Consider the following 17,333-nt stretch of genomic DNA (forward strand, 5'->3'; position numbering starts at 1 on the left):
ATGGGATTCGCCCGTACGTGCTCCGTCGCCCTGGTCGGCGTCGAAGGAGTGGTCGTCGAGGTCCAGGCCGACCTGGAACCCGGAGTGGCGGCCTTCACCCTGGTCGGCCTCCCCGACAAGAGCCTGACGGAAAGCCGCGACAGGGTGAGGGCGGCGGTGGTGAACTCGGGGGCCGAGTGGCCGCAGAAGAAGCTCACCGTCGGGCTCAGCCCCGCCTCGGTGCCCAAGGCCGGCTCGGGGTTCGACCTGGCCGTCGCCTGCGCGGTGCTCGGTGCCGCCGAGCGCATCGATCCCAGGGTGCTTGCCGACATCGTCATGATCGGCGAGCTGGGCCTGGACGGCAGGGTGCGGCCGGTGCGGGGCATCCTCCCCGCGGTGCTGGCCGCCGCCGACGCCGGCTATGAACAGGTCGTCGTGCCGGAGTGCGCCGCCGCCGAGGCCTCACTCGTCCCCGGTGTGTCGGTGCTCGGCGTGCGCAGCCTGCGGCAGCTGATCGCCGTCCTGACCGACGAGCCGGTCCCCGAGGAGGAGCCGGAGTACCAGGGGCGCCCGGACCCCCTTCTGGCCGGCCTGCGGGTGCCCGGCACGGGGGCGGCCACCGGCATGCACAGCATGGGCGCCGCGCAGCACGACCAGGACCACGACCTGGCCGACGTCGTGGGCCAGTTCTCCGCGCGCACCGCCGTGCAGGTGGCCGCCGCCGGGGGACACCATCTGTTCCTCGAGGGCCCGCCCGGCGCGGGAAAGACCATGCTCGCGGAGCGGCTGCCCGCCGTCCTGCCCCGGCTCACCCGGGAGGAGTCGCTGGAGGTCACGGCGGTCCACTCGGTGGCCGGGCTGCTGCCTCCCGGCAAGCCGCTCATCGACGTCGCGCCCTACTGCGCCCCGCACCACTCGGCCACCATGCAGTCACTGGTCGGCGGCGGCCCGGGCGTGGCGCGGCCCGGCGCCGTCTCCCTGGCCCACCGGGGCGTGCTGTTCCTCGACGAGGCTCCCGAGTTCCACAGCCAGACCCTGGACGCCCTGCGGCAGCCCCTGGAGTCCGGGCATGTGGTGATCGCGCGCAGTGCGGGAGTGGTCCGGTTCCCGGCGAGATTCCTCATGGTCCTGGCGGCCAACCCTTGCCCCTGCGGGCGCTTCTCCCAGCGGGACTCCCTGTGCGACTGCCTGCCCTCGGCGATCCGCCGCTACCAGGCCCGGCTGTCCGGACCGCTGCTGGACCGGGTGGACCTGCGAGTGGAGGTCGACCCCGTCACCCGCGCCCAGCTCACCGAGCCCGGCGCCCGGGGCGAGTCCACGGCGGCCGTCGCCGACCGGGTCGGGGCGGCCCGGGAACGGGCGGCCGCGCGGCTCGCCGGAACACCCTGGCGCACCAACAGCGAGGTGCCCGGACGGGAGCTGCGCAGCCGCTTCCACGCCGCCGCCGGCGCGATGGACGACGCCGAACGCAGCCTCGAACGGGGCGTGCTCACGGCCCGCGGGATCGACCGGGTGCTGCGCGTGGCCTGGACGGTCGCCGATCTCGTCGGGCACGACCGGCCGGACGCCACCGACGTCGCCCTCGCCCTGCAACTGCGCACCGGGGTCCCGCGCGGTGTCCCCATGGCGATCGAGGCCCTGACGTGACGGCGGACGACGAGCTCGTGGCCCGGGTGTTTCTTGCTCGGGTCGTCGAGCCCGGGGACGAGGCCGGGGGGCGGTGGTTGCGGGAGTTCGGGGTGGCGGAGGTGGTGCGGCGGCTCCGGGACGGCGAGACGCCGTTGCCCGGGGTGAGCGGGACCCGGTGGGGCGGGCTGGTGGCCCGGGCCCGGCGGGCCGAGCCCGAGCGGGATCTGGAGGTCGCGCGGGCTGCCGGGATGCGGTTCGTGCGCCCCGGCGACGCGGAGTGGCCCGCCCAGCTCGACGACCTCGGCGACGCCCGGCCCATCGGGCTGTGGGTGCGCGGGGCGCCCAGCCTGCGCATGTGGGCGCTCCGCTCCGTCGCCGTCGTCGGCGCCCGCGCCTGCACCGAGTACGGCACCCACGTGGCCGCCTCCCTCGCCTCGGGCCTGGCCGAGCGCGGCTGGGTCGTCGTCTCCGGCGGCGCCTACGGCATCGACGGCGCCGCCCACCGCGGTGCCCTGGCCTCCGGCGGAGCCACCGTCGCCGTCCTGGCCTGCGGCGTCGACAAGCCCTACCCCCGCGGCCACACCGCACTGCTCCACCGCATCGCGCAGCAGGGACTGGTGATCGGCGAGCTGCCCCCGGGCGATCACCCGACCCCGAGCCGGTTCATCCTGCGCAACCGGGTGATCGCGGCCCTCACCCGGGGCACCGTCGTCGTGGAGGCCGCCTGCCGCAGCGGCTCGCTGGTCACCGCGCGGGCCGCCCAGCGTCTCGGCAGATTCACCATGGGCGTGCCGGGCCCCGTCACCAGCGCGCTCTCCGCCGGGGTGCACGAACTGCTGCGAGCCGAGGCCGTCCTCGTCACGGACGCCGCGGACGTCGTCGAACTCGTGGGCGACATGGGTGAACTCGCGCCGCCCCGGCGTGGCCCCGTCCTCCCCCGCGACCTGCTGGAACCGGCCGCCCGCGCCGTCCTCGCCGCCCTCCCCGGCGACCGCGCGGCCCCCGTCGCGGAGATCGCGGCCGGTGCGCGCACCACGCCGGACGACGCGATCGCGAGGCTGTACGAACTCCGAGCACTTGGTTACGTCGAACGACACGGCGATGGCTGGAAGTTGACACGCCATGCCGTGATCTCGGCCCGAGGCGGTCGGGGTCCATGTTGACCCAGCGTGTTCGGCCGTCCGGGGGAACCCCTACGCCCTTGGGATTTCCCGGAGTTGGCCTCACCGGCCGGTCACGCAGAGCGAGGGGCGGGGCGAGGTGGTGCGGCCGGCGGAACCGCTCCGCGCACGGGTGGAGCCGGGCTGTTCGCACACCGCGACTCCTCAGTCACGCTACGCTCACGAAAGTCCGGGCGCAGAACGCGCCAACTCGACACCAGACCGACAGCTCACCCAGGTACCCCACTTCACCCCTCGGCCCCCGTCCCACCCCACCACATCCCACCTCCGCTCACTTCCCCCACTGCGCAGCACAACACGGCACATCACGGCACTTCACGGCAGAACGGCACAAGGCGACGAATGCCCCAGCACACCTCCGGGTCCGACCGGGCGGCGCTCCCCCCAGCCGCCCGCGACGGTGGCAGCGTGCGGCCGCCCGCTCCCTCGACGCTCGACGAGCTGTGGCGGTCGTACAAGGCGACGGGGGACGACCGGCTGCGGGAGCAGCTGATCCTGCACTACTCGCCGCTCGTCAAATACGTGGCGGGCCGGGTGAGCGTGGGCCTGCCGCCCAACGTGGAACAGGCGGACTTCGTTTCCTCGGGCGTGTTCGGGCTGATCGACGCGATCGAGAAGTTCGACATCGGCCGGGAGATCAAGTTCGAGACGTACGCCATCACCCGGATCCGGGGCGCCATGATCGACGAGCTGCGGGCGCTGGACTGGATCCCCCGGTCCGTCCGGCAGAAGGCGCGCAATGTGGAACGGGCCTACGCCACCCTCGAGGCGCGGCTGCGTCGGACCCCGACGGAAGGGGAGGTCGCCGCCGAGCTGGGCATGGAGGTCGAGGAACTCCACGCCGTGTTCAGCCAGTTGTCGCTGGCCAACGTGGTGGCTCTCGAGGAGCTGCTGCACGTCGGGGGCGAGGACGGCGACGGGCTGAGCTTCATGGACACGCTGGAGGACACCGCCGCCGACAACCCGGTGGAGGTGGCCGAGGACCGGGAGCTCAGACGGTTCCTGGCGCGGGCGATCAACACGCTGCCCGAGCGGGAGAAGACCGTCGTCACGCTGTACTACTACGAGGGGCTCACCCTCGCCGAGATCGGCCATGTGCTCGGGGTCACCGAGAGCCGGGTCAGCCAGATCCACACCAAGTCGGTGCTGCAGCTGAGGGCGAAGCTGGCGAGCTTCGGCCGCTGAGTCGCTCCCCTGCGCGGGGGTCCGTCCGTAAAGTGTTGACGTGCCAAGGATTCGAGCGGCCTCCGTGGCCGAGCACCGGTCGATGCAGCGAGCCGCCCTGCTGGACGCGGCACGGTCCCTGCTGTCCGAGGGCGGGACGGAGGCGCTGACCTTCCCCGCGCTGGCCGAACGGACGGGACTGGCCCGGTCGTCCGTGTACGAGTACTTCCGGTCGCGGGCCGCGGTGGTCGAGGAGCTGTGCGAGGTCGACTTCCCCGTGTGGGCGGCGGAGGTCGCGGCGGCCATGGAGCGGGCCCCGTCGGCCGAGGGCAAGGTCGAGGCCTACGTACGGCAGCAGCTCGCGCTGGTCGGGGACCGGCGGCACCGCGCCGTGGTGGCGATCTCGGCGAGCGAGCTGGACGCGGGGGCGCGGGAGAAGATCCGGGCCGCGCACGGCGGGCTGGTCGCGATGGTCGTCGAGGCGCTGGCGGAGATGGGGCACGAGCAGCCCCGGCTGGCGGCGATGCTGCTGCAGGGCGTCGTCGATGCGGCGGTGCGGCGGATCGAGCTGGGGGCGGCGGAGGATCCCGCGGTGGTGACGGACGCCGCGGTCGCCATGGCGCTGCGAGGCGTGCGGGGCTGAGCCCCGCCTCCCTGGCCTCCTCGTTCGGATCATGCCGGGCTCGCGGGCCCCTGGCGCCTGATCCGGCCCGATCCAGACGAAAGGTCCTGGGCCGGGGGCACTCCCAGGACCGGCAGCAGCCTCGACGGGCCCCGGTGCAGCAGCCACGGTGGGAGCAGGGCCAGCGGGTTCAGGTAGGTCCCGCCCCTCAGCAGGCCCCAGTGCAGGCACACGGCCGGGCAGGGGGAGCCCGTGGGTTCGACCGTGCCCACCACCTCGCCCGCCGCCACCGCATCCCCCTCCTTCACCGACGGCGTCACCGGCTCGTAGGTCGTCCGCAGGTCGGTTCCCGTCAGGTGCAGGGAGACCACGCCCCGGCCCGCCACCCGGCCCGCGAAGGTGACGCGGCCGGGGGCGAGCGCGCGAACCGGTGAGCCGGGCGGGGCGCCGAGGTCGACGCCGCGGTGGCCGGGGCCGTACGGCGTCGCAGGCGGCTCCCAGCCGCGCAGGACCGGAGGCCGGACGCCCACCGGCCAGGCACGGCCGATGGCCGGAACCGGTGTCCCACCGGCCGGCGGGGGAGCGGGCGGCGGGGTGTCCGCCCAGGCCAGGGAAGAAAGCGCGGCCAGGGCCGGGGCCAGGAGACACGCCGCCCGCACCGCCGTACATCGGATCGCTCGTCGCATGCCGCACAGGCTCCCGCGGCCACGCCGATCATGGCCGGGATCTGTGGACTACTGACGCGTTGTGGACAGCGGCGTCACCCGGGGCCCCGCCGGTCCCGTACACTTCTTCTGGCGATCCGGGTCACCGGGTCGACTTCGCACGCCCCGGTACGGCACCCGGCAAGGGTTCCTGCCAAGCGCCCCTCGGTCCCTAGCGGCACGGCGCATCGCGGGCGTCAGGCGCGACGGCCGGCCGGCTGTCGCGGCACAACCGAGAAATTCAAGGAGATACGGCCATGGCCGTCGTCACGATGCGGGAGCTGCTGGAGAGCGGCGTCCACTTCGGTCACCAGACCCGTCGCTGGAACCCGAAGATGAAGCGCTTCATCTTCACCGAGCGCAACGGCATCTACATCATCGACCTGCTCCAGTCGCTGTCGTACATCGACCGCGCCTACGAGTTCGTCAAGGAGACCGTCGCCCACGGCGGCACGGTCATGTTCGTCGGTACGAAGAAGCAGGCGCAGGAGGCCATCGCCGAGCAGGCCACCCGCGTCGGCATGCCCTACGTCAACCAGCGCTGGCTGGGCGGCATGCTCACCAACTTCTCCACCGTCTACAAGCGTCTGCAGCGCCTGAAGGAGCTGGAGCAGATCGACTTCGAGGACGTCGCGTCCTCCGGTCTGACCAAGAAGGAGCTGCTGGTCCTCTCCCGCGAGAAGGCCAAGCTGGAGAAGACCCTCGGCGGTATCCGCGAGATGCAGAAGGTGCCCAGCGCCGTCTGGATCGTGGACACCAAGAAGGAGCACATCGCCGTTGGTGAGGCCCGGAAGCTGAACATCCCGGTCGTCGCGATCCTCGACACCAACTGCGACCCCGACGAGGTCGACTACAAGATCCCGGGCAACGACGACGCGATCCGCTCCGTCACCCTGCTCACCCGCGTGATCGCCGACGCCGTCGCCGAGGGCCTCATCGCCCGTTCCGGCGTGGCCGCCGGTGAGAAGGGCGAGAAGGCCGCGGGCGAGCCGCTCGCCGAGTGGGAGCGCGACCTGCTCGAGGGTGAGAAGAAGGCCGACGAGGCCGCCGCTCCGGCCGCCGAGGCTCCGGCTGCGGAGGCTCCGGCCGCCGAGGCTCCGGCCGCCGAGGCCGCCCCGGCCGAGGGCGAGAAGGCCGCCGAGGGCGAGCAGGCCTGACGCAGCGTCGACAGCGGGGGCAGTGACATGACGTCCGCCCCCGCTGTTCACCCGTAGGCCGGCATGCCGTACGCGCTCCGCGTTCACCCGTGGAGCGCGACCGTGCCGACCTGAAGATCTTCCAGACTTCGAGAAAGACTCACAGACTCATGGCGAACTACACCGCCGCCGACGTCAAGAAGCTCCGTGAGCTGACCGGCGCCGGCATGATGGACTGCAAGAAGGCTCTGGACGAGGCCGAGGGCAACGTCGAGAAGGCCGTCGAGGCGCTGCGCATCAAGGGCCAGAAGGGCGTCGCCAAGCGCGAGGGCCGCTCCGCCGAGAACGGCGCCGTGGTCTCCATCATCGCCGACGACAACTCCTCCGGCGTCCTGGTCGAGCTGAAGTGCGAGACGGACTTCGTCGCCAAGGGTGACAAGTTCCAGGCCGTGGCCAAGACCATCGCCGAGCACGTCGCCAAGACCGCCCCGGCCGACCTCGAGGCCCTGCTCGCCTCCGAGATCGAGGCCGGCAAGACCGTGCAGGCGTTCGTGGACGAGGCCAACGCCAACCTCGGCGAGAAGATCGTCCTCGACCGCTTCGCGCAGTTCGCCGACGGCTACGTCACCGCCTACATGCACCGCACGATGCCCGACCTGCCCCCGCAGATCGGCGTCCTGGTCGAGCTCGACAAGCCGAACGCCGAGGTCGCCAAGGGCATCGCGCAGCACATCGCCGCCTTCGCGCCGAAGTACCTCGCCAAGGAGGACGTGCCGGCCGACGTCGTCGAGTCCGAGCGCCGCATCGCCGAGGAGACCACCCGCGCCGAGGGCAAGCCCGAGGCCGCGGTCGCCAAGATCGTCGAGGGCCGCCTGAACGGCTTCTTCAAGGACGCGACGCTGCTCGGCCAGCCGTACGCGCTCGACAACAAGAAGTCGGTCCAGAAGGTGCTGGACGAGGCCGGTGTCACCCTGAAGCGCTTCACGCGCATCAAGGTCGGCATCTGAGTCCGTACCGCGATCGACGCGCGACCCGTGGAGAAATCCCGATAGGGTCGACAGCAGTCGTCCGCGCACACCGCCACACCCGGGCACGTGGCGGACGGCAGCAGATCTGACGAGGAGGCCATTGCCGCGCATGGGAGCGAAAAGCGACCCCAACCGGCAGTGGCCTTCTTCGTATGTGCAACACCTGAAAGAGGCGGGATCTCCATGACCACCAAGGCCCAGAAGAGCGACGACGGCAAAGTACGCGGCCGGTTTCTGCTGAAGCTGTCCGGAGAGGCCTTCTCCGGTGGCGGGGGCCTGGGCGTGGACCCGGACGTGGTGCACAAGATCGCCCGCGAGATCGCGGCCGTCGTCCGCGACGGCGCGCAGATCGCGGTCGTCATCGGCGGCGGCAACTTCTTCCGCGGCGCCGAGCTGCAGCAGCGCGGCATGGACCGCGCCCGCTCCGACTACATGGGCATGCTCGGCACCGTGATGAACTGCCTCGCCCTGCAGGACTTCCTGGAGAAGGAGGGCATCGACAGCCGGGTGCAGACCGCCATCACCATGGGCCAGGTCGCCGAGCCGTACATCCCGCTGCGTGCCGTGCGCCACCTGGAGAAGGGCCGCGTGGTCATCTTCGGCGCCGGTATGGGCATGCCGTACTTCTCCACCGACACCACCGCCGCCCAGCGCGCCCTGGAGATCGACGCCGAGGCGCTGCTGATGGGCAAGAACGGCGTGGACGGGGTCTACGACTCCGACCCCAAGACCAACCCCGACGCCGTCAAGTTCGACGCCCTCGGCTACGGCGAGGTCATCACCCGCGACCTGAAGGTCGCCGACGCCACCGCGATCACCCTGTGCCGCGACAACAGGCTGCCGATCCTCGTGTTCGAGCTGCTGGCGGAGGGCAATATCGCGCGGGCCGTCAAGGGTGAGAAGATCGGCACGCTGGTGGGTGACCAGGCCGGCCGGGGCTGACCCGGCGGCAACCCGGCCGGTGGTGCGCGGCCCCGTAAGGGGGCGGGACCAGGGCCGGGGGATGGACAATGTCCTGCCGGTCGGGAACCGTGCAGGAAGAAGACGCGACGCAGCCGGCCGCCGCCCCGAACGAGGAATCGCAGCCGGGCCTTACTCAAGACACGCAGGAGCAAGTGGTGATCGAAGAGACCCTCCTCGAGGCCGAGGAGAAGATGGAGAAGGCCGTCGTGGTCGCCAAGGAGGACTTCGCCGCGATCCGCACCGGCCGTGCGCACCCCGCGATGTTCAACAAGATCGTGGCCGACTACTACGGTGCCCCGACGCCGATCAACCAGCTGGCCTCGTTCTCCGTGCCGGAGCCGCGCATGGCGGTCGTGACCCCGTTCGACAAGAGCGCGCTGCGCAACATCGAGCAGGCGATCCGCGACTCCGACCTGGGCGTCAACCCCAGCAATGACGGCAACATCATCCGAGTGGTGTTCCCGGAGCTGACCGAGGAGCGCCGCCGCGAGTACATCAAGGTGGCCAAGGGCAAGGGCGAGGACGCCAAGGTGTCCATCCGCTCGGTGCGCCGCAAGGCCAAGGACGCCATCGACAAGCTGATCAAGGACGGCGAGGTCGGCGAGGACGAGGGCCGCCGTGCGGAGAAGGAGCTGGACGACACCACCGCGAAGTACGTCGCGCAGGTGGACGAGCTCCTGAAGCACAAGGAAGCGGAGCTGCTCGAGGTCTGATGAACGACTCTTCCTGGGGAGCGCCGCCGCACACCGGTTCACCGGCCGGGTACTGGGGGCCGTCCGACCAGGGACCCGCTCAGGGGGCTGCCCCGGCGGGTCCCGCGTACGATGCGCCTGAGGCGCAGCAGACTCGCCCCATGCCCATCGTGCCCGACGGACCCGCGTACGGCGGGAACCAGGACGACGAGCGGGGGGCCGCTCGGCTGAACGGCCCCTTGTTCCGAGACGACATGCAGCAGGCGCCGTCCCACGGGGCGGTGCAGCAGAATCCGGAGCCCATGCCCGACGCCCCGCAGCCGGCGCCCGCGCCCGCGCCGAAGAAGAAGAGCGCGGGCCGCGACCTGAGCGCGGCCATAGGGGTCGGGGTCGGACTCGGTGTGGTGATCATCGCCTCCCTCTTCGTGGTCAAGGCCGTGTTCGTCGGGGTGATCGCGGTCGCCGTGGTCGTGGGCCTGTGGGAGCTGACCAGCAGGCTGCGGGAGCGCAAGGAGATCAAGGCGCCGCTGGTGCCGCTCGCGCTGGGCGGCGCCGCGATGGTGATCGCCGGGTACGTCCGGGGCGCCGAGGGCGCCTGGGTCGCCATGGCGCTGACGGCGCTGGCCGTGCTGGTCTGGCGGATGACGGAACCACCCGACGGCTACCTCAAGGACGTCACGGCGGGTGTCTTCGCGGCGTTCTACGTCCCCTTCCTGGCCACGTTCGTCGCGCTCATGCTCGCCGCCGGCGACGGCCCCTGGCGGGTCCTCACCTTCCTGCTGCTCACGGTCGTCAGCGACACGGGCGCGTACGCCGTCGGCTGGCGCTTCGGCCGGCACAAGCTGGCGCCGCGCATCAGCCCCGGCAAGACCCGGGAGGGCCTGCTCGGCGCGGTGCTCTTCGCCATGGTCGCGGGCGCGCTGTGCATGCAGTTCCTGATCGACGACGGCGCCTGGTGGCAGGGCCTGCTGCTCGGCCTCGCGGTCGCCGCCAGCGCCACCCTCGGCGACCTCGGCGAGTCCATGATCAAGCGAGACCTGGGCATCAAGGACATGGGCACCCTGCTCCCGGGCCACGGAGGCATCATGGACCGCCTGGACTCCCTGCTGCCGACGGCGCCGGTGGTGTGGTTGCTGATGGTGGTGTTCGTCGGCTCGGCCTGAGCCACGTCGCGTGAGCACGGACGCCGGGCCCCCTCCTGATCACAGGGCGGGGCCCGGCGTCGTACCGCCGTCGCCCAGTCGGTTCAGGCGTCCCAGTCGGCCGTCGGGCGTCCCCGGGCCGTGGTGATCTCCAACACCGTGCAGCCCATGAGACGCACGGCGCCGAAGAGGCGGTCGCGGGCCGCGACCGTGTCCTCGGGCGGGAAGGCGACGCGGATCTGGTGCGGGCGGGAGCGGTCGTAGGTGAGGTGCCAGTCCGTGTCCGCGGTCGCGAAGTGGTCCTGCCCGTGCGCGCCGTCCTCGGACTGCCACGACCCCCGGTCGACGGTCGGCGCCAGCACGTCCCGCAGGATCCGCAACCGCTCGGCGTACGGCCGGGGGCCCTCGGACAGCCGCAGACACCGGTACGACCGGGTCCGGAACGTGTTGAACCAGGGCGCCAGATCCGGCTCCATGTCGACCAGAACGGCAGACTGCCGCCGCCCTGTCACCCACCCCTCGACGAACCCGGCGGCACCCGCAGCGAACTCCTCGCGCCCCACGCTCCGCCCCACGAGCACCACCGGCCACTCCTCCGGCGCCCCCTCGGTACGCCAGCACAGCCGGTCGGCGTCCATGGTGCTGCCCCAGACGAGCAGCCCGTCGTACCACTCCAGCCCGTTGTACGGGCTCGTCCCGAACGGCGTCCGCAGATACAGGTAGTCACAGAACTCGCCCCACCCGTACGTCTCGACCAGCACCCGGTAGTCACCGGGCAGCCGCACCCCGAGCCGCTCCTCGGCCACGCCCCAGTCACCACGGGCATCGACCGGGTCGGCCGGCGGGGGCACGATCCGCGACAGCGCCTCCAGGCCGGTCACGGCACGACGACCCGCACCAGCGCCCGCGCCGCCGGCTCGCCGCTCCGCCGCGCGTGCCGCAGCCGCTCCCGCACCTCGCGCCGGGTGCGCGGCCGGTAGCCGGGCCCGCCGCAGCAGCTCTTGTGGAACCGCACCCCCGCGTTCAGCAGCACCGTCAGCGTCCGCCAGGCATCCCGGTCCCGCTTCGGCGGCGCCGCGAACGCCGAGCCCGCGTACCGCAGCGCCCCCGCGCAGCGCGGACAGACACGCTCCCGCGACGGGTCGTACGGCTGCTTGTACGACACCCGGCACGACAGGCACACGTACGAGGTCTTGCCATGAGACATGCACCCAGCGTAGAAACCCCCGCGCCCCCGACCAACCGGGTTTCCACCCTGCCCGAGCCCGGGAAGCACCAGAGGATGCGGGGGGTGGCGGTGATCACGGGCATGCGATCAGCCGCTGTCGTGGCACTCGGGTTCGGTGGGGGACTGGCAGACCTGGCACAGTTCGTGCCGCCCCTGGGAAGTGATCACGGTTCCCCAGCCGTTGCACACCTCGCAGTCGGCAGCCAAAGCGGCGTTGGCGCGGGGGTTGGCCTCGGGAGCGGCCATCGTTCCGTGGGTCATTGAGATTCTCCTGTGGCGTCGGGACTGTCCCGGTGATGCGCCCCTTGGCTGCGCAGCGCCCAGTTTAGCCCGTTTCATGCCTGCTTGCGCCCGGACGTGCAGATTTTATGACCGTTTCGGGGGGCAGCGGTGGAGTCGCGGCGACTGCGCTGGAAACACCCAGGTCAGCGCCTCCGTGGTCAGCGCTGGCTACGCAGGTTCGAACGCCGAAGGCCCAGGCAAGAGGTTGTTTCCCTCTCCCTGGGCCTTCAGCCGTTCCTGGGACGGGTTCAAGCCTGTGGCAGCGCGCTCAGCGCTTGAACGAGCCCTTGGTCTGTTCCTTCGTGCCCCGCATCTTGCCTCGTGCTTCGAGAGCGGCGCCTTTCGCCGCGAGGGTCTCCTTGTGCATCGCGTGGGCCGCCGTCCGCACGGTCTTTCCGACGATCTGTTCGGCCTTTGCCTTGGCCCGTTCTCCGGCGCTCATCTCTGTACCTCCGTGGGTCTCACTGGCCGTGTGCCCCTTGAGGCGAAGGGTGAAGCCACCCTTTGTGGGCCGCGTTGGCAAGGGGCGGCCTGTCCGACGCCGCTCCCCGGCGTGGCCCGCATGACCGCCCGACAGGCGTTGAGCGTGCTCCGAGACGAAGGCGTCGCCGAGGCCCGTAAGGGTGCCGGTGTGTTCGTCCGAGCGTTCCGCCCGCTTCGACGCCGGGGGATCCAGCGGCTTTCCCAGCAGCAGTGGGGCAGCGGCCGTTCCATCTGGTCTGCGGACATCGAGAACCGCGCACTCGAGGTGGACAAGGTCGTCGTGTCCGAGGAGGCCGCGCCCGACCGCATCAGCGCGGTTCTGGACCTGGCCGACGACGAGACGGTGTGCGTGAGGCGACGGCGCTTCGTCTTGGAGGGGAAGCCCGTCCTACTCGCGACGAGCTGTCTGCCCACGTCAGTGGTTGCGGGGTCCGCTATCACTCAGGAGGACACGGGACCAGGCGGGACGTACGCCAGGCTTGCCGAACTCGGCTACAAGCCAGCGCACTTCCGCGAAGAGATCCGCTCACGCATGCCATCGAAGGATGAGGCAGCACAGTTGAGCATGGCCGCAGGCACGCCGGTCATCCTCATCTGCCGCACCGCGTTTGCGGACGAAGGCCGCCCCGTCGAGATCAACGAGATGACGCTCGACGCCGCCTCGTACATCCTGGAGTACGACTTCGACGCGTGACCTGGGTTGTTACAGGTTTCTCTACCTCATCAAGTGCCCGCGCAAGGCGCGGGCTGGCCCCTGGAGCCCGGCCCCCACACGCCTTCGGCGCAGGGGCCGGCCCCCTGGGGCCGCAGCAGAACTACGGCCCCATGAGTCGAGCACCGCGAGCGCGACCACGGTCAGGACAGGGCCTCCGGCGGGGGATCGGCCGGCACCGGGATGGAGGGGGCGCCGTCGCCGCCCGCGGGTCCATCGTGGCGGATGCTGGGGGCTCCCATCCCGCACACCATCGACCCAGGCAGAGCCGAGCAGACGTGGCCCCTGGCGTCCAGGTCGTTCGTACAGTGGCGCGCTCCACCTGGACGCCAGGAACCACGCCCGCTCCACGGTGTGTGGGTCGACGGCGTACGGGATGGGAGCTGGGGCGGGTAATGGGCTGGGCGGCGGGATCAAGGCTGGCCGACTGGGCAGCGGAAACTATGTTGACCTTGTAGCCTCTCCCTGCCTGAATCGGTGGGGGGACACCATGATGCGTTTCTTGTTCTGGCTCATCGGGGGCAGTTTCTCCGTGGTCGGAGTGCTTGCCTTCTTCTTTGCGTCCGTCGAGATATGGGGCACTCCGGAACGGGATGGGCCGCATGCGGTCAGGAATGCCGTCATATGTGTCGGTGTCGGAGTCGCCAGCTTTGCGTTGATGTATCTGTTCTTCAAGCTGTAAGGGCTGGCCACCAGCAGCGATGATGTGCCAAGCGGCCAGCCGGGATGTGACATCAACGACTGACACCAACAGCGGCGAACGGAGCTGGATCTCTGTGGTCCAAGGCGACCGCTGAGCTTCCGGGTCACCTGGCACTGCCTGTACGACAGCTAGCCCATGATCGACCTGATAAGGATGAGGCCAGACCACAAAGCCCTGACAGTACGGGCGCCAGCCGCACCATCGGCCGGCGCCCGTCGCTTTGGCACGATCCTTGAGACTCCTTCGACCTCACGTTGCAGGGCGCCCTGCGCGGAGGTAGTCGAGGTACTCGTCTCCGGCCATGCCAGCGTTCACCCAACAGTGACGCACAGCCCCGGTTTGACGCTCAGCCTCAGCCATCGCGCCTGCCGCATCACCGGTAACAGCCAGCGTCTGGCCGAACTCGTCATCAGGGTCTAGCGGCGGGAACTCCAGGAGATCACAGAAAGTCTCGCTGCCCACGTCCTCTACGACGTGCAGCGTCACCTCGTACCCGCGCTTGGTGGACTCGATGCCGACCCAGCGAATGGCCGGTGTCTCTGCCCCCTCCACCGCCCCGAGGAACTGCTCAATCCCTTGGCCACGCCGCAGAGCACCGACAGCGAACGTCTCGACCAAAAAGCGCATGGGCGCAGCGTACGGCGTGAGGGTCCGTGCCCCCCCACGTTCCCCAACGAGCGGGAAACCAAGGGGAATGACGGTAAGTCCCGGCGTCCGGGCAAGAGAACGGCCCCCGACCCGGAGATCCAGGTCAGGGGCCGTTCTCACTGCTCAGTGAGCGGAGGCGGTGGGATTTGAACCCACGGTGACATCGCTGTCACGACGGTTTTCAATATCGCGTCGCTTGGGTCATGAGTAGAAGTTCGCCCAGTACTCCTCGTGACTCTTGGTGAAGGCGGCCGGACGTTCCCGTCGCAACACCTCGTAGCGTGCAGCGTAGGCGTCGAGGGCTTCATGCAGAGAGCAGCCGAGGTGATCACGTAGCGCCTTCAGCCCCAGGATGATTCGCCCAGCGACGATCATGTCGTCGGCCACGCCGGCACCCGTCTCGCTGTTGCCAGAACCCATAGGGTGATCGCACCGCAGCCGCCACAGCCACGTCAACGCGTTATCCCGCGCTGCCCCTGGGCCGTCCCGGGGCCGTCCGAGGCCGCCCAACAGCGACCGACGACGACCACTACCGACAGTCGTAGCGCCCGACAGCCGCAGGTCACCCGTTTGGATCTGCGACACTGGAAGGGTTATGCCAAAGCCCGGAGAACTCACTTTCGTCGCGCCGCGCGGAGCGCAGAAGCCGCCGCGGCATCTTGCCGATCTCACGCCTGCCGAGCGCAAGGAGGCGGTGGCCGAGGTCGGGGAGAAGCCGTTTCGTGCCAAGCAGCTCGCGCAGCACTACTTCGCGCGGTACGCGCACGACCCCGAGCAGTGGACCGACATCCCGGCCGGCTCGCGGGAGAAGCTGCGCGAGGCGCTGTTCCCGGAGCTGATGAGCGTCGTCCGGCATCTGTCGACGGACCAGGGCACGACCCGCAAGACGCTGTGGCGGCTGTTCGACGGCACGCTGGTGGAGTCGGTGCTGATGCGGTACCCGGACCGGGTCACCATGTGCATCAGCTCGCAGGCGGGGTGCGGCATGAACTGCCCCTTCTGCGCGACCGGGCAGGCGGGGCTGGACCGGAACCTGTCCACCGCGGAGATCGTGCACCAGATCGTGGACGGGATGCGGGCGCTCAGGGACGGGGAAGTGCCCGGCGGGCCCGCGCGGCTGTCCAACATCGTCTTCATGGGGATGGGAGAGCCGCTCGCCAACTACAAGCGGGTGGTGGGTGCCATCCGCGCGCTCACCGATCCCGCCCCGGACGGGCTCGGGCTGTCGCAGCGAGGGATCACGGTGTCGACGGTCGGGCTGGTGCCCGCCATCCACCGGTTCTCCGACGAGGGCTTCAAGTGCCGCCTCGCGATCTCGCTGCACGCCCCCGACGACGAGCTGCGCGACACCCTCGTCCCGGTGAACACGCGCTGGAAGGTGCGCGAGGTGCTGGACGCCGGGTTCGAGTACACGGAGAAGTCCGGACGCCGGCTGTCCATCGAGTACGCGCTGATCCGTGACATCAACGACCAGGCCTGGCGCGGCGACCGGCTCGGGCGGCTGCTCAAGGGCAAGCCCGTGCACGTCAATCTCATCCCGCTGAACCCGACGCCGGGGTCGAAGTGGACCGCCTCGCGGCCGGAGGACGAGAAGGCGTTCGTCGAGGCGATCGCGGCCCATGGTGTGCCGGTGACCATCCGGGACACCCGGGGACAGGAGATCGACGGGGCCTGTGGTCAGCTGGCGGCCACCGAGCGATAATCTGACCGCGTCATCATCGTCATCACATCTGCATATTCCGACAGGGGAGCGCCACAGCGCTGAGAGTGCGGCGGACAGGGCCGCAGACCCTCTGAACCTCGCCCAGGTCATTCTGGGTAGGAAGTTCGGTCATCACTCAAGCTGTTGCGCCCTGCCCGGGCCTCCCTCGCGGAGCCCGGGCAGGGCCGCGTCTCTTCCTGGCCAACCCCAGGAGGACATCCAGTGCACACCAAGACCTTCGTGGCCATGGCGGCCGGGCTCGGCCTCGTCGCCCTGTCCACGCTGACGGCGTGCGGCAGCACGGACGCCAAGGGCTCGACGGACGCCAAGGGCTCGACGGGCTCCAGGACCGTGACCCTGGTCAGCCACGACTCGTGGGCCGTGTCCAAGAACGTGCTCGAGGACTTCGAGAAGAAGTCCGGGTACAAGGTCCGCGTCCTCAAGGACGGCGACGCCGGGCAGGCCGTCAACAAGGCCATCCTGACCAAGGACAACCCGCAGGGCGACGTCTTCTTCGGCGTCGACAACACCCTGCTCTCCCGAGCCCTCGACAACGGCCTCTTCCAGCCGTACGAGGCGAAGGGCCTCGCCACCGTCGGCGCCGCCTACCAGCTCGACAAGGACAAGCACCGCGTCACGCCGATCGACTACGGCGACATCTGCGTCAACTACGACAAGGCGTACTTCAGCCAGCACAAGCTGACCCCGCCGCAGTCCTACGCCGACCTCGCCAAGCCCGCGTACAAGAACCTCCTCGTCACCGAGAACGCCGCCACCTCCTCGCCCGGTCTCGGCTTCCTGCTCGGCAGCGCCGCGCAGTTCGGCGACAACAGCTGGCAGGGCTACTGGAAGAAGCTGAAGGCCAACGGCGTCAAGGTCGTCGACGGCTGGGAGCAGGCCTACTACCAGGACTTCTCCGGCTCCTCCGAGGGGAAGAAGGCGGGTGGCGACCGGCCGCTCGTGGTGTCGTACGCCTCCTCCCCGCCCGCCGAGGTGATCTACGCGAAGAAGCGGCCCAGCACCGCCCCGACCGGGGTGTCGAGCGGCACCTGCTTCCGGCAGATCGAGTTCGCCGGGCTGCTGAGCAACGCGCAGAACACCAAGGGCGGCAAGGCGTTCATCGACTTCCTTCTCTCCAAGGAGTTCCAGCAGGACATGCCGCTCAACATGTTCGTCTACCCGGTCGTGCGGGGCGCAGCCGTGCCCGCCGACTTCACCAAGTACGGGCCGGCCGCCGCGCACCCCGCGACCATGGCGCCCGAGAAGATCGCCGCCAACCGTGACCAGTGGGTCAAGTCGTGGACGTCGCTCGTACTGAAGTAGCGAAGATCCGCA

Annotated in this window: 18 protein-coding genes and 1 pseudogene; 12 read left to right on the forward strand and 7 right to left on the reverse strand. The window is 70.4% G+C overall.

All coding sequences use genetic code 11. The features are described from left to right. The 4 genes from ACZ404_RS27705 (at nucleotide 1) to ACZ404_RS27720 (ending at nucleotide 4,596) form a co-directional block, all read left to right on the forward strand. Nucleotides 1-1,626: a YifB family Mg chelatase-like AAA ATPase gene (locus ACZ404_RS27705; RefSeq protein ID WP_468444437.1), complete on the forward strand. Its 1,626-nt coding sequence runs from the start codon at nucleotides 1-3 to the stop codon at nucleotides 1,624-1,626. After that, complete coding sequence (dprA, locus tag ACZ404_RS27710) at nucleotides 1,623-2,771, forward strand: DNA-processing protein DprA (RefSeq protein ID WP_468444439.1); 1,149 nt, start codon at nucleotides 1,623-1,625, stop codon at nucleotides 2,769-2,771. The genes ACZ404_RS27705 and dprA overlap by 4 nt, the downstream gene beginning before the upstream one ends. 360 nt (nucleotides 2,772-3,131) lie before the next feature. Beyond that, the gene (whiG, locus tag ACZ404_RS27715) at nucleotides 3,132-3,974 is read left to right on the forward strand and encodes an RNA polymerase sigma factor WhiG (RefSeq protein ID WP_468444441.1); all 843 of its coding nucleotides are present in this window, start codon (nucleotides 3,132-3,134) and stop codon (nucleotides 3,972-3,974) included. 64 nt (nucleotides 3,975-4,038) lie between these two features. Then, the gene (locus ACZ404_RS27720; RefSeq protein WP_468444647.1) at nucleotides 4,039-4,596 is read left to right on the forward strand and encodes a TetR/AcrR family transcriptional regulator; all 558 of its coding nucleotides are present in this window, start codon (nucleotides 4,039-4,041) and stop codon (nucleotides 4,594-4,596) included. 29 nt (nucleotides 4,597-4,625) lie between these two features. Here the strand turns inward: ACZ404_RS27720 and ACZ404_RS27725 are convergent, their stop codons facing one another. Then, nucleotides 4,626-5,186 (reverse strand): murein hydrolase activator EnvC family protein, encoded by a 561-nt coding sequence (locus ACZ404_RS27725; protein WP_468444649.1) that lies wholly within the window; start codon nucleotides 5,184-5,186, stop codon nucleotides 4,626-4,628. A gap of 350 nt (nucleotides 5,187-5,536) precedes the next feature. Here ACZ404_RS27725 and rpsB point away from each other — a divergent pair, with 350 nt between their 5' ends. From rpsB to ACZ404_RS27750, 5 genes are all read left to right on the forward strand, one after another. Then, nucleotides 5,537-6,436 carry a 30S ribosomal protein S2 gene (gene rpsB / locus ACZ404_RS27730; RefSeq protein WP_468444443.1) on the forward strand — a complete coding sequence of 300 codons (900 nt, stop codon included), beginning with the start codon at nucleotides 5,537-5,539 and terminating at the stop codon, nucleotides 6,434-6,436. Between the two features lie 149 nt (nucleotides 6,437-6,585). Further along, nucleotides 6,586-7,422, forward strand: coding sequence for a translation elongation factor Ts (tsf, locus tag ACZ404_RS27735; RefSeq protein WP_468444445.1), 837 nt, complete (start codon nucleotides 6,586-6,588; stop codon nucleotides 7,420-7,422). A gap of 204 nt (nucleotides 7,423-7,626) precedes the next feature. After that, nucleotides 7,627-8,385 carry a UMP kinase gene (gene pyrH / locus ACZ404_RS27740; RefSeq protein ID WP_468444446.1) on the forward strand — a complete coding sequence of 253 codons (759 nt, stop codon included), beginning with the start codon at nucleotides 7,627-7,629 and terminating at the stop codon, nucleotides 8,383-8,385. Between the two features lie 176 nt (nucleotides 8,386-8,561). Then, nucleotides 8,562-9,119 (forward strand): ribosome recycling factor, encoded by a 558-nt coding sequence (gene frr / locus ACZ404_RS27745; protein WP_014675285.1) that lies wholly within the window; start codon nucleotides 8,562-8,564, stop codon nucleotides 9,117-9,119. Further along, nucleotides 9,119-10,261, forward strand: coding sequence for a phosphatidate cytidylyltransferase (locus ACZ404_RS27750; RefSeq protein ID WP_468444448.1), 1,143 nt, complete (start codon nucleotides 9,119-9,121; stop codon nucleotides 10,259-10,261). Before frr ends, ACZ404_RS27750 begins: the two co-directional genes overlap by 1 nt. A gap of 83 nt (nucleotides 10,262-10,344) precedes the next feature. Here ACZ404_RS27750 and ACZ404_RS27755 read toward each other — a convergent pair whose 3' ends face one another. The 4 genes from ACZ404_RS27755 to ACZ404_RS27770 all read right to left on the reverse strand — a co-directional run bounded on the left by ACZ404_RS27755 (nucleotide 10,345) and on the right by ACZ404_RS27770 (nucleotide 12,192). Further along, a complete protein-coding gene (locus ACZ404_RS27755) occupies nucleotides 10,345-11,121 on the reverse strand; it encodes an SMI1/KNR4 family protein (RefSeq protein ID WP_468444450.1) in 777 nt (258 codons plus the stop codon). Continuing rightward, nucleotides 11,118-11,447, reverse strand: coding sequence for a deoxyxylulose-5-phosphate synthase (locus tag ACZ404_RS27760; protein WP_468444452.1), 330 nt, complete (start codon nucleotides 11,445-11,447; stop codon nucleotides 11,118-11,120). The genes ACZ404_RS27755 and ACZ404_RS27760 overlap by 4 nt, the downstream gene beginning before the upstream one ends. A 108-nt stretch (nucleotides 11,448-11,555) precedes the next feature. Next, the gene (locus ACZ404_RS27765; protein ID WP_468444454.1) at nucleotides 11,556-11,729 is read right to left on the reverse strand and encodes a hypothetical protein; all 174 of its coding nucleotides are present in this window, start codon (nucleotides 11,727-11,729) and stop codon (nucleotides 11,556-11,558) included. 289 nt (nucleotides 11,730-12,018) lie between these two features. Then, nucleotides 12,019-12,192, reverse strand: a complete 174-nt coding sequence (locus ACZ404_RS27770; protein WP_199840890.1) for a hypothetical protein — start codon at nucleotides 12,190-12,192, stop codon at nucleotides 12,019-12,021. Nucleotides 12,193-12,204: 12 nt separating this feature from the next. On the opposite strand from ACZ404_RS27770, the gene ACZ404_RS27775 reads away from it, so the two are divergent. Then, nucleotides 12,205-12,927: a GntR family transcriptional regulator gene (locus tag ACZ404_RS27775; RefSeq protein WP_468444456.1), complete on the forward strand. Its 723-nt coding sequence runs from the start codon at nucleotides 12,205-12,207 to the stop codon at nucleotides 12,925-12,927. Nucleotides 12,928-13,897: 970 nt separating this feature from the next. Here the strand turns inward: ACZ404_RS27775 and ACZ404_RS27780 are convergent. Beyond that, nucleotides 13,898-14,275 carry a hypothetical protein gene (locus tag ACZ404_RS27780; RefSeq protein WP_468444458.1) on the reverse strand — a complete coding sequence of 126 codons (378 nt, stop codon included), beginning with the start codon at nucleotides 14,273-14,275 and terminating at the stop codon, nucleotides 13,898-13,900. A gap of 152 nt (nucleotides 14,276-14,427) precedes the next feature. Next, nucleotides 14,428-14,572: pseudogene (locus ACZ404_RS27785) on the reverse strand. 319 nt (nucleotides 14,573-14,891) lie between these two features. Between ACZ404_RS27785 and rlmN the strand changes: the two are divergent. Together rlmN and ACZ404_RS27795 are read left to right on the forward strand one after the other, a co-directional pair. Then, complete coding sequence (gene rlmN, locus ACZ404_RS27790) at nucleotides 14,892-15,998, forward strand: dual-specificity RNA methyltransferase RlmN (RefSeq protein ID WP_468444460.1); 1,107 nt, start codon at nucleotides 14,892-14,894, stop codon at nucleotides 15,996-15,998. A gap of 222 nt (nucleotides 15,999-16,220) precedes the next feature. Further along, a complete protein-coding gene (locus ACZ404_RS27795) occupies nucleotides 16,221-17,321 on the forward strand; it encodes a thiamine ABC transporter substrate-binding protein (RefSeq protein ID WP_468444462.1) in 1,101 nt (366 codons plus the stop codon). The last annotated feature ends 12 nt before the right edge of the window (nucleotides 17,322-17,333 follow it).

Source organism: Streptomyces sp. NPDC030798 (assembly GCF_055572275.1).